Source organism: Chloroflexota bacterium (assembly GCA_016887485.1).
In the GTDB taxonomy this organism is placed as follows: Bacteria; Chloroflexota; Anaerolineae; order Anaerolineales; family Anaerolineaceae; genus Brevifilum.
Genome location: CP069394.1, coordinates 508,918 through 523,145 on the forward strand (window position 1 = coordinate 508,918; position 14,228 = coordinate 523,145).

The 14,228-nt window shown below is 48.9% G+C and carries 15 protein-coding genes and 1 tRNA gene; 14 read left to right on the top strand and 2 right to left on the bottom strand.

What is annotated here, in order from left to right; all coding sequences use genetic code 11:
- Positions 1-6 precede the first annotated feature (6 nt).
- The 3 genes from pgeF to JR338_02345 are packed head-to-tail and all read left to right on the top strand — an operon-like array spanning position 7 to position 1,842.
- Positions 7-798 carry a peptidoglycan editing factor PgeF gene (gene pgeF / locus JR338_02335; GenBank protein QRN83614.1) on the top strand — a complete coding sequence of 264 codons (792 nt, stop codon included), beginning with the start codon at positions 7-9 and terminating at the stop codon, positions 796-798.
- 18 nt (positions 799-816) lie between these two features.
- On the top strand, positions 817-1,557 hold the full coding sequence (locus JR338_02340; protein QRN83615.1) for a YggS family pyridoxal phosphate-dependent enzyme: 741 nt from the start codon (positions 817-819) through the stop codon (positions 1,555-1,557).
- Between the two features lie 24 nt (positions 1,558-1,581).
- Positions 1,582-1,842, top strand: coding sequence for a YggT family protein (locus JR338_02345; protein QRN83616.1), 261 nt, complete (start codon positions 1,582-1,584; stop codon positions 1,840-1,842).
- 6 nt (positions 1,843-1,848) lie between these two features.
- On the opposite strand, the gene JR338_02350 is transcribed toward JR338_02345, so the two are convergent.
- Entirely contained in the window at positions 1,849-2,550 is a 702-nt protein-coding gene (locus tag JR338_02350; protein QRN83617.1) for a hypothetical protein, read from the bottom strand.
- Between the two features lie 254 nt (positions 2,551-2,804).
- On the opposite strand from JR338_02350, the gene JR338_02355 reads away from it, so the two are divergent.
- The 11 genes from JR338_02355 (at position 2,805) to JR338_02405 (ending at position 12,916) form a co-directional block, all read left to right on the top strand.
- A complete protein-coding gene (locus JR338_02355; GenBank protein QRN83618.1) occupies positions 2,805-3,875 on the top strand; it encodes a rod shape-determining protein in 1,071 nt (356 codons plus the stop codon).
- A 66-nt stretch (positions 3,876-3,941) separates the two neighbouring features.
- The gene (gene mreC / locus JR338_02360) at positions 3,942-4,778 is read left to right on the top strand and encodes a rod shape-determining protein MreC (GenBank protein ID QRN83619.1); all 837 of its coding nucleotides are present in this window, start codon (positions 3,942-3,944) and stop codon (positions 4,776-4,778) included.
- Between the two features lie 53 nt (positions 4,779-4,831).
- A complete protein-coding gene (gene mreD / locus JR338_02365; GenBank protein QRN83620.1) occupies positions 4,832-5,287 on the top strand; it encodes a rod shape-determining protein MreD in 456 nt (151 codons plus the stop codon).
- Positions 5,284-7,347, top strand: a complete 2,064-nt coding sequence (gene mrdA, locus JR338_02370; protein QRN83621.1) for a penicillin-binding protein 2 — start codon at positions 5,284-5,286, stop codon at positions 7,345-7,347. The genes mreD and mrdA overlap by 4 nt, the downstream gene beginning before the upstream one ends.
- 94 nt (positions 7,348-7,441) lie before the next feature.
- Positions 7,442-8,104: a septum site-determining protein MinC gene (minC, locus tag JR338_02375; GenBank protein ID QRN83622.1), complete on the top strand. Its 663-nt coding sequence runs from the start codon at positions 7,442-7,444 to the stop codon at positions 8,102-8,104.
- A gap of 13 nt (positions 8,105-8,117) precedes the next feature.
- Positions 8,118-8,918, top strand: a complete 801-nt coding sequence (gene minD, locus JR338_02380; protein ID QRN83623.1) for a septum site-determining protein MinD — start codon at positions 8,118-8,120, stop codon at positions 8,916-8,918.
- A 1-nt stretch (position 8,919) separates the two neighbouring features.
- On the top strand, positions 8,920-9,183 hold the full coding sequence (minE, locus tag JR338_02385; protein QRN83624.1) for a cell division topological specificity factor MinE: 264 nt from the start codon (positions 8,920-8,922) through the stop codon (positions 9,181-9,183).
- Positions 9,184-9,207: 24 nt separating this feature from the next.
- Positions 9,208-10,326: a rod shape-determining protein RodA gene (locus JR338_02390; GenBank protein ID QRN83625.1), complete on the top strand. Its 1,119-nt coding sequence runs from the start codon at positions 9,208-9,210 to the stop codon at positions 10,324-10,326.
- An 87-nt stretch (positions 10,327-10,413) separates the two neighbouring features.
- Positions 10,414-10,484 (top strand) — tRNA-Gln (locus JR338_02395).
- A gap of 147 nt (positions 10,485-10,631) precedes the next feature.
- Entirely contained in the window at positions 10,632-12,191 is a 1,560-nt protein-coding gene (locus JR338_02400; GenBank protein QRN83626.1) for a fused MFS/spermidine synthase, read from the top strand.
- Complete coding sequence (locus tag JR338_02405; protein QRN83627.1) at positions 12,188-12,916, top strand: TIGR01906 family membrane protein; 729 nt, start codon at positions 12,188-12,190, stop codon at positions 12,914-12,916. Before JR338_02400 ends, JR338_02405 begins: the two co-directional genes overlap by 4 nt.
- 57 nt (positions 12,917-12,973) lie before the next feature.
- Here the strand turns inward: JR338_02405 and ugpC are convergent, their stop codons facing one another.
- On the bottom strand, positions 12,974-14,086 hold the full coding sequence (gene ugpC / locus JR338_02410) for a sn-glycerol-3-phosphate ABC transporter ATP-binding protein UgpC (protein QRN83628.1): 1,113 nt from the start codon (positions 14,084-14,086) through the stop codon (positions 12,974-12,976).
- Positions 14,087-14,228 lie beyond the last annotated feature (142 nt).

Below are 14,228 nucleotides of genomic sequence, written 5' to 3' on the forward strand. Positions count from 1 at the left end.
TGGCTCATGGGATTTCACGAAAGCAACGGCCTTCGCTATTTTCAATTTGATATTTTCAAGGGACATCCCTTATTCCATGCAGTTATCACCCGCCAGGGCGGATTTAGTAAGGGGCCTTTTGCCAGCCTGAATACCGGCGGCACGGTCGGTGATGACCCTGAGGACGTGTTAGCGAACCATCACAAGATTTTTGAGACCTTTGGCTATCCCTTTGATTCCCGGTTCGATGTCTGGCAGGTGCATGGGAATGAGGTGCTTTGTACGGATGTGCCGCGGGAAGCCAGCACACCGCATGCCAAGGCGGATGGCATCCTCACTGCTAATCCGGCGGTGACACTCTTCATGCGGTTTGCGGATTGCGTTCCGATCCTGCTTTATGACCCGGTCAAGCAGGTGATTGGCATTGCACATGCTGGTTGGCAGGGGACCCATAAAAAGGTCGCAAAGGCCGCAGTGGAAAAGATGACGGCCTGTTATGGCTCCCAACCCAGAGACATTTTGGCAGGAATCGGTCCTTCAATTTGTCAGCAATGTTATGAGGTAGGGGAGGAACCCTGGAAGACGTTTAAAGAGGCGTTTGGCGAGACACAGGCCAGGCGCTACTTCCAGGAACAGGATGGCAGGTTATATCTCGACCTATGGACGCCCAATCAGGATGTTTTGCTCTCAGCAGGTGTGGAAAATATCGAAACTTCTGGGATTTGCACCGCGCAAAACCTGGATGATTGGTTTTCCCACCGGGTGGAGCATGGCAAAACAGGTCGATTTGCGGTTTTAATGGCATTGGATGATAATTGATCCCGGAGGAACACATTTATGAACCGGGGAGACATTTCAGAGTGCATTGAAACGATAAAATCTAACCTTGAGACCATTCAACCTAAGATCAGGGATGCTGCCGAGAAATCCGGAAGGGATCCATCAGCTATTCAACTGGTTGGCGTCACAAAGCTGCTGCCACTGGGAGTTGTGCAGGCTGGTGTGGAAGCTGGCCTGACTTGTTTTGGCGAGAATTACCCGGAACAGGCCATTGAGAAAATCGAAACTTTAAAGGACACACCGGGTATCCAGTGGCATATGATTGGGCATATCCAGAGTCGCAAGACGGAACTTGTCTGTCGGTATTTCGATCTGGTCCATTCTCTTGACCGCTTGAAGATTGCCCGTTTGATGGATCGCACTTGCGGTGAGCTCAATCGGCAAATGCCTGTCCTGCTGGAGGTAAACCTCAGTGGGGAGCAAAGTAAGAGCGGCTGGGATGCCTGGGATGAGGCACGGTGGGAACTGTTGCTTGAGCCATTCGCAGAGATTGTGGCAATGGATAACCTGAAGGTGATGGGTTTGATGAGCATGCCGCCCTTATCAACAGACCCTGAAACCACCCGTCCGCTTTATCGCCGGTTGCGGCAATTACAATCCTTCCTCCAGGTTGAATTGCCAGCTGTAGCATGGGACGAATTATCCATTGGAACAAGTTTTGATTATCCGGTTGCGATCGAAGAAGGCGCGACCATGGTCCGGATCGGCACGGAACTATTTGGCCCGAGGCCAAAGTAAATATTAATTTGGAGAGCAAGGATTATGACTATTCTTATCACGATCATCAACGCAGCGGTCAATGTGTTTTCGATATTTATCCTGATTTATTCGTTGTTGAGTTTTATTCTTGGCCCTTTTCATCCCATCCGGCAGACGATGGCACAGGTTGTCGAGCCGATGCTTGCACCTATTCGTAAGGTTATCCCCGGGATTGGCGGCCTGGATTTTAGCCCATTGATCCTGATGATCCTGGTGCAGATTGTGGGTTCGATTTTGGTTGGGATTATTCGAGGCTTTAGTTAGTCTGAATTAATGGCTGAAGAGGATCCTGCCGCAGGAGGGGCAGAATACCAGGTTGGAACCTGATCGCACAGTTTGCATTTCAGCGGGTGTGAGCGACTGGCCGCAGATACTACATCCACCATCAGTGATCGCTGCTACGGCGGTTCCCCGTTTGGATTTCCGTAATTTTTGATACAACGCTAAATTGGCTTCACTTACGCCTTGCAGCACGGCCTCTTTTTCACGCAGGGCTTTATCCAGTTCTTCATCCAGAGCGGTCTTTTCGCCCAACAGGGATGCATTTTCTTCAGCAGCGGTCCCTTTGGCTTGAAGAAGGGCTTTTTCAGCTTTTACATGCGCTTCATCGGCTGACTCGTTGGCGATCATCGCTTCCAATTGCTGATCTTCGAGTTTGACGATATACCGGGCAAGCGCTTCGGATTCCATTTGCAGGTCCTGCAGGTCTTTGGGGTTTTTGATTTTTCCACTGAACAGGGAGGCTTGGGATATCTTGCGCTTCAGGCGGGTATCTCCCACCTGATCCTCGATTTGTTTGAGGGCTGCCTTGGCTTTATTGGCGGCCTCTTCGGCTTTTTTCAGGGTGGATTGGGCTTTCCTGACCCGACGATCATCGCTAAGCGCCTGATCGATTTCTTTTAGACGGCTTTCAATACGGTCAATTTGGGTGTCGAGTTTCTGCAAACGATAAAGGTTCAGGGATTCGCTCATTTTCCGAGCCTTTCTTTGCTGTGGGAGCCGATAGTGCCTGACGTTGTCCTATTTTATCATCTAATTTTCACAGTTGAGGGGCAGCTAACCGCATTAAATGGAAGTGTTCAAGACTTGATTGACACTTTTTTGCTTCAAAGGTAAGATTTACCTTGGTTGTTAGGAGAAGATGACAGTACGCCGTGTATGGTATAATTGCGGCGATTAATTGGTAATGCCCTCATTACCAATCTTGTTTAATAAGGAGCACCGGTTTGGCTTTCAATCCCCTCAACTGGCTCTGGGGTCTTTTTTCCCTTGATATCGGCATAGATTTAGGTACTGCCAACACCCTGGTTAATGTGCGCGGCAAAGGGATCATGATTAATGAACCTTCCTGGGTTGCCATTGATAAACGCACCGGAAAAATGACGTTTGGTTCCAAAGCTAAAGCTATGGTTGGTCGTGCGCCTGCAAATATAGCTGTTCTGCGCCCTCTGCGGGATGGGGTGATTTCGGATTACGAAGTTACCAAAGCTATGTTGGAATGGTATCTTGCCGCGGTTGACGATATGACGATCTCTCCTATTCGTTATCCACGGGTCGTGATTGGGATTCCTTCTGGTGCCACAGAAGTTGAGAAACGGGCGGTTTATGATGCCGCCAAAGCCGCTTATGCTCGCGAAGTCTTTTTAGTTCATGAACCCTCAGCCGCTGCCATTGGCGCGGGGCTGCCTGTTAAGGAAGTTCAGGGCATCATGATCGTTGATATCGGCGGTGGCACAACAGAAGTCGCCATTATCTCAATGGGCGGGATCGTTGTCTCTCGCTCTTTGCGAGTGGCAGGCGATGAACTGGATCAGGACATTATTACCTATGTCCGCAATAAATATAATTTATTTATCGGTGAACGGATGGCCGAACGGGTCAAAATTGCGATCGGTTCAGCTTATCCATTGAAGGAAGAAAAAACCATCGATATCCGCGGCCGGAACCTGGTTACTGGGCTGCCTGAGGCGATTGAAGTCTCTTCTGTGGAGATCCGAGAAGCTCTTTCCAGTTCGATCAACGTTATCGTCCGGACCATACGAGATGCTTTGGATGAAGCGCCCCCAGAGATCTTGGCAGACTTGTTGGACAGCGGTATTTGTCTGGCAGGCGGCACGTCAAATTTAACCAATCTGGCCGAAAGACTTTCCAACGATTTGCGCGTGCGCGTGTGGGTTGCTGAAGATCCGATGACCTGTGTGGCACGGGGGTGCGGTATTATTCTGGAAGATATTAAAGAATATTCCAGCTTTTTGGTTGGCGTTGAACGAGAACCGACTAAACGGACTTTATCCTAAAATTTATCCACAGACTATATCTATTTGATTGAACTTTGATCCAGTCGTTCGAAGGATCTGTTTGATATGAAATTTCTTAATAATAAGAGTGTTCAGACAATTGTCATTATCATGGCCGTCGCCGGGATCTTGTTCCTGGCCCTCAGCGGATATCTGACACCTGTCTTTAACCTCACCCTAAATCCACTAGTTTCATTTGAGTCCTGGCTCTCAGTCCGGTACCTTTCTGCATCCGACTTTCTGACAGCCCCTCGGGATGTAACCCAGTTGCGGGAACAGAATGCGATCCTGGAATCGCAGGTCACGCAATTACAAACCCAGTTGATCCAAATGGAAGAGCAGCTAAGTGAAGCGGATATTTGCTTCGCTTTGTTAGATTTCGGACGTACTAATCCCCAATATGAATATGTGACGGCTACGGTTATCGGCCGTGAGATTAGCCCATTTCTCCAATACATCATTATTGATAAGGGCTCTGATGACGGTGTTCAGTATGGCATGCCCGTTGTGACCCAGCAAGGTCTGGTGGGAAGGGTTGATGCTGTCATCGCAACTGCTTCGCGGATCAAGCTGATCACGGATTCAACGTCGGTAGTCAATGTTTTCTTGCAGACGGCTGATGTGGAAGCCCAATCGAATGGATCCTTGACTGGTGATCTCTCATTGGATATGATCCCTTTGGATTCGTACGTTGAAGCTGGTGATGTTGTGTTGACCTCGGGTCTGGGCGGCAACTTTCCCCCGAATATTTTTGTGGGGCAGGTCTTGTCCGTGCAAAAACGGGATAACGCCCTATTCCAGACCGCTTCCGTCCAGCCTATTGTCAATTTTGAGAGCATCAACGCTGTGCTGGTCATCACCAATTTTGAAGCGGTTGATATCACGCCCCTAATTCCGGAGTAATAAAAGTGATTGCCCACCTTGCGTGTGCCTTATCTATCCTGGTTGCATACCTTTTGCAAACTGCGATCGTTTCCCAAACCCCGCTTGTGAACGGGACAGCGGATTTGATCCTGTTGTTCTTTGCCGCCTGGACACTGAATGAGCGAGTTGAAAACAGCTGGCTTTGGGCGTTCATCGGTGGCGTGATCATCAGTATGCTTTCTGCCATGCCTTTTTATGTACCGCTGATTGGGTATCTAGGTGTGGTCGGGATTGCGAAGCTTTTACAGCGCCGGGTTTGGCAGGCGCCGATCCTGGCGATGTTCATTGTGACGTTATTATCCACATTATTTCAACAATTTATTTATGTCGTTGCACTGCAGGTTAGTGGTGCACCGATTGCCTGGGGCCAGGCTTTGGATGCTGTCATTTTTCCAAGCGTATTATTAAACTTAATTTTCGCCCTGCCGATGTTTGCATTGGTCAATGACCTGGTTGGGCGGATATACCCTCTGGAGGTTGAAGCATGAATTCGGCTCCCCAAGGAAAGAAAACATTTGATGGATGGCGTTTCCTGGTCCTTTACATTTTGATCGGGATGGTTTTTGGTTATTACTTGCTTAGGCTTTTTGATATTCAAATCCTGCAAGGCGTGGATTTCATTGCCCAGGCAGACGAGAATCGGACGCAGGTGATCAGTGATCCGGCGGTGCGCGGAACGATTTATGATCGCAATGGTTTTGTATTGGCCAAAAATGTACCTTCTTACAATGTTGTTGTGATTCCCGGTTACTTGCCTGAGGATGATGGTGATACACAACAGATTTACAGGGAGCTGTCTGAGTTGGTGGGTATTCCTGTGACCAGCGGCGAGACTGATGAGGAAGCCTTCCGGAATTTCACCCCTTGTTATACGGACCTAGGTATTTCGGAGATCATTTATATCGCTGCGACCAACTGGCCCTACCAAGAGACCGCCGTTGCCTGTAACGTATCTGAGAAAGTGGCGATGATTGTGATGGAGAATCGCGATAAATGGCCGGGCATTGATGTCGCAATCACCCCTGTTCGGCAATATCCGACAGGGGATTTGACAGCTGAGATCATCGGCTTCCTGGGGCCTGTGCCCGCCGCTTTGGAAGAATATTACACGGAGCTTGGCTTGGTGGCCAACCGAGATAAGGTTGGCTATGCTGGTGTGGAACAGTCATTGAACGCAATCCTCTCCGGTACTAATGGCACCCGAACGGTAGAAGTTGATGTGGCTGGTGAAATCGTCCGCAATCTGGAAGAGCCTATTGACCCCATTCCGGGTAATGATGTCACACTAACCATTGACGCCCGACTGCAAGCCGTGGCGCGGGAGGCTTTGATTAGCGAGATTGAATTCTGGAACTATTATGCGGGTCGGACCCTGGCAAACAGTGGTGTTGTCATGGCAATGATTCCTTCGACTGGAGAAATTCTGGCACTGGTGAGTTATCCGAATTATGAGAACAACCGGCTGGAACAGTCCATTCCGAGTTATTACTATCAACAGCTCAGTGAAGATCCTCAACGGCCTTTATTCAATACAGCGATCTCTGCAGAATTGCCCCCCGGTTCCGTTTTTAAGTTAGCACCGGCTTTAGGCATCCTGAATGAGGGAGTTGTCACACCAGAACAAACCGTCAATTGCCCCGGCACCATCACCATCACTGAAAAATATTATGAAAATGATCCAGGCTCACCAAGAGAATATGTGTGTTGGGACCGAGCCGGGCACGACGATGTGAACTATTTATGGGGGATTGCCTATTCCTGTGATGTCTATTGGTATAAGGTTGGCGGTGGGTATGACGGTGAAGTGGAAGATGGCGGCTTGGGGCCCTGGCGGATTGGCGAATATGCCCGTGCCCTCGGTTATGGAACTCTTTCAGGGATTGAATTACCTGGTGAAGCGGAGGGATTAATCCCGGACCCGACCTGGAAACGGATCACCGTTGGTGAAAACTGGTCCATTGGTGATACCTATATTGCGACTATGGGTCAGGGGTATGTGCTGTCCACACCGCTGCAGGTGATGAATTCGATCGCGACGATTGCCAACGGTGGCCATCTGATGGAAGTGACCATTGTGGACAAGATCACGGAGCCTGATGGGACGCTTGTTGAAGATAACCAGCCAACAGAGCGCTGGAATATCACGACGGATCCTGTGATCAATACTTATGATGGTAATACCGTCACTGGCGAGAACAAGACAGTGCAGCCCTGGGTCATTCAATTGGCGAATGAAGGGATGCGGTTGGTGGTCACGGATGGTACAGCTGAGATCCAGTTCGATGGCGATCCTTATAATTCCGCTGGCAAGACCGGTACCGCAGAATATTGTGATGATGTTGCCCAGGCTCAAGACCTCTGTAAATCGGGCGCCTGGCCGGCCCATGCCTGGTATGTCGGCTATGCCCCCTGGGATAACCCGGAAATTATCGTTGTCGCTTTTGTGTACAGCGGTGAAGAGGGCTCCACTTTTTCGGCGCCTATCGTGCGTCAGGTCATTGATGCTTACTTTGAAATGAAAGCGACCGATACCTATGAAGGTGACTAGAGTTTGGCGGGCTTTACGCTGGGTGTTGTATAATTCAAACCATGCGAATTTTGACAGGTTTGGGTTTCGTTAGGTTAACGGTGGCGAATTAACCATGGAAATTAAAGGTACAAAAGATGGTATTCTGGTCAGTCTTGAGGATCAGGATTGGTTGGAAGCCAAAGGTGAATTAATTGACCAGATTGCCAGCCGGCATGATTTCTTTCAGGGCGCTCAACTGATTTTGGACGTTGGAAACAACGTCTTGCGGGCGAAGGACCTGGGAGAATTGCGAGATATGCTATCAGCGCAGGATGTGACCCTTTCCGGCATTTTCAGTCACTCAATTGTGACCCTGGAGACGGCGCAATTATTGGGACTGAAATCTTTGGCTGATTCACCGCAGGAAAAACCTTCCCGCAAGCTCAAACCGCTGGATACAGTGCTTCCTGGCGAGGCAGCTGTGATGATCCATCGGACGATGCGCTCCGGGTTCAAGGTAGCCTATCAGGGCCATGTGGTCGTGATTGGTGATGTGAACCCCGGGGCAGAGATAGTTGCTTCAGGATCGGTTGTTGTCTGGGGGCGACTTCTGGGCACGGTCCATGCCGGCGCGGAAGGTGATGAAACAGCCGTTATTTGTGCATTGGATCTTTCTCCTTTGCAATTAAGGATTGCAAGTAAGGTTGCAATCGCTCCGAAAGGGGATAAGGACCCCCAAGCGGAGATTGCCAGCATCAATGGAGACCAAATCATAGCCGAAACTTGGCAAATATAATACAAGGAGAATTATGAGTGGAAAAGTAATCACCATCACGTCCGGAAAGGGCGGCGTTGGCAAGACAACAACAGCAGCAAACCTCGGAGTCGCCCTGGCCTCTATGGGTGACAAAGTGGTATGTATCGACTCAGATATTGGCTTGCGGAATTTGGACGTGGTGCTTGGCCTGGAAAACCGGATCGTTTATGATCTGGTGGATGCTGTGGAAGGACGCTGTAGAATTTCTCAGGCGATGATCAAAGATAAAAGAATTGAAACCTTGTTTTTGATTCCTGCAGCGCAAACCCGTGATAAGAGCGCGATTTCGCCCAGCGATATGATGAAACTGTGCAACACCTTGCGGGAAGATATGGATTGGATCGTTATCGATTCACCGGCCGGGATTGAACGCGGCTTCCGGAATGCGATTGCTCCGGCTGATGAGGTGTTGGTCGTCACCAATCCGGAAGTTTCCGCTGTTCGGGATGCCGACCGAATCATTGGGCTGGTGGAAGCTGAAGAACGCGGCCCCGCTAAATTGGTTATCAACCGCTTGAAATCAGCGATGGTCAAGCGCGGTGATATGCTTTCCGCCGATGATGTGGTTGAATTACTGGCTATTCCCCTGGTGGGCATTGTTCCTGAAGATGAGAATGTTATCATCAGTACTAACCAGGGCCAGCCGATTGCCTTGAACCAGAAAAGCCTGGCAGGACGCTCCTTTACCAATATTGCCCGGCGTTTGAAGGGCGATGATGTCGCTTGGCTGGATTTGGATGAAAAGGAAGGCATCTTCAATAGATTAGGGAAGATCATCTCTGGAGGAGGATAATATGGCGTCATTCCTTGATCGGCTATCCCGGAAACAGAATGCCAGCGCTAATCAGGCGAAGGAACGCCTGAGCCTGGTTCTGATTCATGACCGGACAGATCTCAGTCCAGAGGACCTTCGGTCGCTGAAGGACCGTCTGATTGAGGTGATTTCTGATTATGTCAAGATTGATGCGAGACATACAGAAATCGAGATTCAAAATGATGGCCGCGAGCAAACTTTGATCGCGAATATCCCACTGATGAAACCCCGGTCACGCGGCTGAACCAATATAATCGATTGATTCTTTATGAATAACCGTCAGAACGTTTGGCAGAATTTTGATTTCGTCCTCTTTGGCGTTGTCTTAGTGCTCTCGATTTTTGGGATTGCTATGATCAACAGTGCCGTCGCGGGTGATGCTGAACTATTGGGACATTCAAGACGTCAGACGATCTTTCTTTTGATTAGTTTAGTAGTTTTGTTTACTGTGGCAGCCCTGGATTATAAGTATTGGATCTCGCTGATTCCAGTAATGTATATTGTCACGATTGTTTTCCTGTTGCTAGTACGAACCGCTGAGGCACGATTTGGATCAGCCCGTTGGCTGACGTTGGGAACGATTTTGATCCAACCGGCTGAACTTGCGAAAATTGTTGTGATTCTGGGGTTAGCAAATTTCTTTTCCAGCCATTTTGAAAATGCCCAAAAAACAATAGTCATCCTCCGCAGCGGGCTTTTGGTTGGCCTGATTGCGATCTGGATTTTCCTCCAGCCCAACCTCAGTACGACAATCGTGCTGCTGGTGATCTGGGCAGCATTTTTATGGATTACCGGCATCCGGATAAAATTAATTTTCATCGTGATAGGGGTTGTGATTGTCGTGCTATTAATTGGCCTGGGAACCGGCTTCTCTTTCCTCGAAGAATATCAGAGGAACCGGATCACCAATTTCCTGTTCCCTGATCCTGAGGCCAGTTATGGTGAGACCTATAACGTGGACCAGGCGCTGATCACAATTGGAACCGGCAGTTGGTTTGGTGAGGGTTATCTGCAATCCACCCAATCGCAACTCCATTTTCTGATGGTCAGACATACGGACTTCATCTTTTCCGTCATGGCCGCGGAGTTTGGCTTTGTCGGAACCAGTTTGGTGATTCTGTTACTGCTGGTGGTTGTCTATCGCTGTTTTAGAATTGCCCAAAACGCCGAAGACATGTTTGGCGCATTAATTGCATATGGCTTTGGCATTTTGATCTTCTTTCAGACCATGGTCAATATTGGCGTCAATTTGAATGTGCTCCCGGTGACCGGGTTGACCTTGCCGTTTATTAGCTACGGCGGTAGCTCGCTCCTTTCTTTGATGCTGGGTATTGGCATGGTGGAAAGTGTGGCCATGAGGTCTCCTAAGAAGCTCAAAGGGGCATGACAAAAATCACGTTTAGTGCAATAATTAGATAAAGCCCTTGATAGTTTTAGGTCTATTTGGTAAAATATAGCCCACGTTAATTTTTGGTGGGGGTTCGTCTAATGGCAGGACAGCAGACTCTGAATTTGTATATGGAGGTTCGACTCCTTCACCCCCAGCTCTAAAAAAACCCGGTCAAACCGGGTTTTTGCTTTAACCGGTTGAAAAGGTTGTAATAGAGTGGAAATCACGGAAATATCTGCCGTGATCGGCCTCATCCGTTATAATGGGGCCTACTGAACTATCCGAGATCATCGGAGGATCTATTGAAGAAGAAATATCTTTACATAACAGTCTTCTTTACGGGTATGACCTCACTGGCTGTCGAGCTGTCGGCTTCCCGCTTGCTGGGGAACGTGTATGGCAGCAGCAATTTGGTCTGGGCCTGTATTATTGGATTGATTTTGATCTATCTTACCCTGGGCTATTGGCTGGGCGGTAAACTCGCTGACAAGCGCCCTGAGCCTAAGGTATTTTACCGATTGCTGATATGGGCCAGCCTGACGGTGGGGCTGGTGCCAATGATCGCCAGACCGATTCTGAGGGCCGCTGCCAACGCATTTGACCAATTACAGGTTCCAATGCTGATTGGAGCATTTATCACCGTCCTGGTGCTTTTTGTGGTGCCTGTGACCCTGATTGGCATGGCTTCTCCATTTGCACTGAAATTAGCGCTGCATGACACGGAAAATGCCGGTAAGGAATCGGGGCGGATCTCCGCAATCTCTACCCTGGGCTCTTTTATTGGGACGTTCCTGCCAGTTCTGATCCTGGTGCCATTGATTGGTACATTTCGGACTTTCCTCTTTTTTAGCTCACTTCTGATGCTGATTGCCACCATCGGGTATTTTGTGTATATCGACTTTAAATCATGGCTTAGGCAGGCCTGGATGCCGATTGTGCTGATCCTTCTATGGGTTTTTGGCACACGCGGGGTGGATAAGTCCTCTGAGAGCATGATCTACGAAACTGAATCGGCCTATAACTACATTCAGGTGTTGGAAATTGGAGACTATCGCTACTTGCGCTTGAATGAGGGGCAGGGCTTTCACTCCGTTTACAGTGAGAATGAATTATTCTATGGCGGCCCCTGGTCACAAGTCCTGGTAGCACCTTTTTTTAACGCAGCCCCACACAGCTTAGATTCTGTCCAGAATATAGCGATTGTCGGTCTGGCAGCCGGTACAACTGCCCGGCAGGCGACGGCTGTTTTCGGGGATGATATTCAGATAGATGGATTTGAAATTGATCCCAAGATCGTTGAGGTGGGGCAGGATTATTTTGGGATGACGGAACCGAACCTGAACGTCATTGTTGAGGACGGGCGCTGGGGCCTGGAATATTCCGAGAATGTGTACGATGTGATTAGCGTGGATGCTTACCGGCCGCCATATATTCCCTGGCATATGACCACAGTTGAATTCTTTGAGATCGTGTACAATCATTTGTCGGATCAGGGTGTGATGGTGATCAATATTGGCCGCAGCCCATTGGATCGGACCCTGGTGAATGACCTGGCGACGACCATCCGGCAGAACTTTCCGACGGTTTTCATTATGGATGTGCCGAATTCCTTCAACACCATCCTTTTTGCAACTCGCCAACCCGGCAGCTGGGATAATTTGTGGGAAAATTATGCTCAGCTTTCCAGTTCGGATAACACTGATCCGCTTCTGCTGGAGGCGATGGCGACCGCACTAATGAGTATGCAACCGGAGCCTGAAATGACCCGGGTTTATACTGACGATAAAACACCGATTGAATGGGTGACCAATAAGATAGTATTGGATTACATCCTTGGCGGTGATATAGGAGATTTGCAATGAAAAATGAACTGAAGACTAAAAAGAAGATTGAGAAGAAGTCCACTAACGTACTGGGTTGGATAGCCACTGTCCTGACCCCTTTAGCGATCTTAATGATTGTTATCAGGGTATTGATTACTCCGGCATTTGCCAAGATTGAATATAAGATGCCTGGTTTCCCGGAAGATCCTTATGGTTTCACATTGGAAGATCGTTTAACCTGGTCGGAGCCCTCCATTACCTATTTGGTAAATTCAAAAGGTATCGAATACCTTCAGGATCTATCTTTTGATGATGGGACGCCGATTTACAATGCTGATGAACTGAGTCACATGGAAGATGTAAAGCATGTGATCACCTGGATGCGAACCGTGATCTCGGTTTTGATGTTGGCTTTGGTGTGGATCACGTATGTTGTTGTGAAAAATGGAAAGCGGCTCGAGATGTTGGTGGCATTTAAGCGGGGAGCCTGGGCCACGATTGGTTTAATCGCTCTCATCTTGGTCTTTGTGACCTTGGCATTTAATCAACTCTTCACCTGGTTCCATATGATCTTTTTTGATAGCGGAACCTGGATGTTCTACACCTCAGACACGCTTATTCGGCTCTTCCCTATGCGTTTCTGGCAGGATGCGTTCATTGCGGTGGGCGTGCTCAGTGTGATTATCAGTATCCTGATCCTGCTGCTGACCCGTCAAAAACCTGAAGTGTCGGTGAAGAAGAAATCGAAGCCCAAAAAGAGATAAAGGCTAACAAAAAAGCGGCCTCATTTCTGAGGCCGCTTTTTTGTTTCCTAATTGTGTTTAGCGGACAGCGATCGGATTATCCGGGTTGGCTTTCGGGTCAAAAATATGCATGTTGGCCATATTGAAGACCACTTTGATATCCTCACCCATGCTCACTCTTGTGCGGGGGTCCACACGGGCAACAAAATTGTGCTTGCCGTGCATCAGATAGAGGAAGATTTCATTACCCATCAACTCGGTCACATCGACCTTGCAATCCACCGGTTCTGCGATGATGGATGGCGGGGCATATTCAGGATTGTGGATATCTTCTGGGCGAATGCCGAAGATAACTTCCTGATCCACCATACCTTCATAGACAGCCTGGCGTTCCTTCGGAACTTTCACTTTGAAGCTATCGAGGTCAACAAACAAATCGTTGCCTTCTTTGACCAGCTTGCCATCGAAGAAGTTCATGGAAGGTGAGCCAATGAAGCCCGCAACAAACAAATTGGCGGGGAAGTCATATAGCTGTTGGGGGGTGTCTAATTGCTGTAAAACACCTTTATTGAGAACCGCGATCCGGGTTGCCATGGTCATAGCTTCCGTTTGGTCGTGGGTCACATAAATGAAGGTGGTTTCCAGACGTTTGTGCAGCTTGCTGATCTGGGCACGTGTCTGAACACGCAGCTTGGCATCCAGGTTAGAGAGCGGTTCGTCGAAGAGGAACACTTTTGGTTCGCGAACGATGGCACGGCCGACAGCTACACGCTGGCGCTGACCACCGGAGAGTTCACGGGGTTTCCTGTTCAAAAGCTGCTCAATACCGAGGATCTTGGCGGCCTCTTCCACTTTGGTCTTGATCTCGTCTTTGGGGGTTTTGCGGAGTTTCAAGCCAAATGCCATGTTGTCAAAGACAGACATGTGCGGGTAGAGGGCGTAGGACTGGAAGACCATAGCGATGTCGCGGTCTTTGGGGGCCACGTCATTGACGACCTGGTCGCCAATGCGCACATCACCTTCGGTCACTTCTTCGAGCCCTGCGAGGCATCGCAATGCTGTCGTTTTGCCGCAGCCAGAAGGCCCGACCAGGACAAGGAATTCCTTGTCTTCGACTTGGATGCACAGGTCGTTCAGCGCTATGACATCGCCGAACTTTTTCCATACATGATCGTACGTTACACTTGCCATAAAAATGTTCCTCCAATCTGAAAAGTTTAGTGGCTCCATTATACCACTATTGTTTCTTTAGCCATAAAAGCTTGGTTAGATACTCTAACAGTTGCTTAAAATAAGAACCACCGGCTCTTGTTACAGGCCGGTGGCTAAGTCG

Excerpts from the sequence above, each read along its gene's own strand:
- mrdA (QRN83621.1), top strand. The coding sequence starts at position 5,284 with ATGAATTCGGCTCCCCAAGGAAAGAAAACATTTGATGGATGGCGTTTC.
- ugpC (QRN83628.1), bottom strand. The coding sequence starts at position 14,086 with ATGGCAAGTGTAACGTACGATCATGTATGGAAAAAGTTCGGCGATGTC.
- mreC (QRN83619.1), top strand. The coding sequence starts at position 3,942 with ATGAAATTTCTTAATAATAAGAGTGTTCAGACAATTGTCATTATCATG.
- JR338_02405 (QRN83627.1), top strand. The coding sequence starts at position 12,188 with ATGAAAAATGAACTGAAGACTAAAAAGAAGATTGAGAAGAAGTCCACT.
- minC (QRN83622.1), top strand. The coding sequence starts at position 7,442 with ATGGAAATTAAAGGTACAAAAGATGGTATTCTGGTCAGTCTTGAGGAT.
- minE (QRN83624.1), top strand. The coding sequence starts at position 8,920 with ATGGCGTCATTCCTTGATCGGCTATCCCGGAAACAGAATGCCAGCGCT.
- JR338_02340 (QRN83615.1), top strand. The coding sequence starts at position 817 with ATGAACCGGGGAGACATTTCAGAGTGCATTGAAACGATAAAATCTAAC.
- pgeF (QRN83614.1), top strand. The coding sequence starts at position 7 with ATGGGATTTCACGAAAGCAACGGCCTTCGCTATTTTCAATTTGATATT.
- JR338_02345 (QRN83616.1), top strand. The coding sequence starts at position 1,582 with ATGACTATTCTTATCACGATCATCAACGCAGCGGTCAATGTGTTTTCG.
- JR338_02350 (QRN83617.1), bottom strand. The coding sequence starts at position 2,550 with ATGAGCGAATCCCTGAACCTTTATCGTTTGCAGAAACTCGACACCCAA.
- minD (QRN83623.1), top strand. The coding sequence starts at position 8,118 with ATGAGTGGAAAAGTAATCACCATCACGTCCGGAAAGGGCGGCGTTGGC.
- JR338_02390 (QRN83625.1), top strand. The coding sequence starts at position 9,208 with ATGAATAACCGTCAGAACGTTTGGCAGAATTTTGATTTCGTCCTCTTT.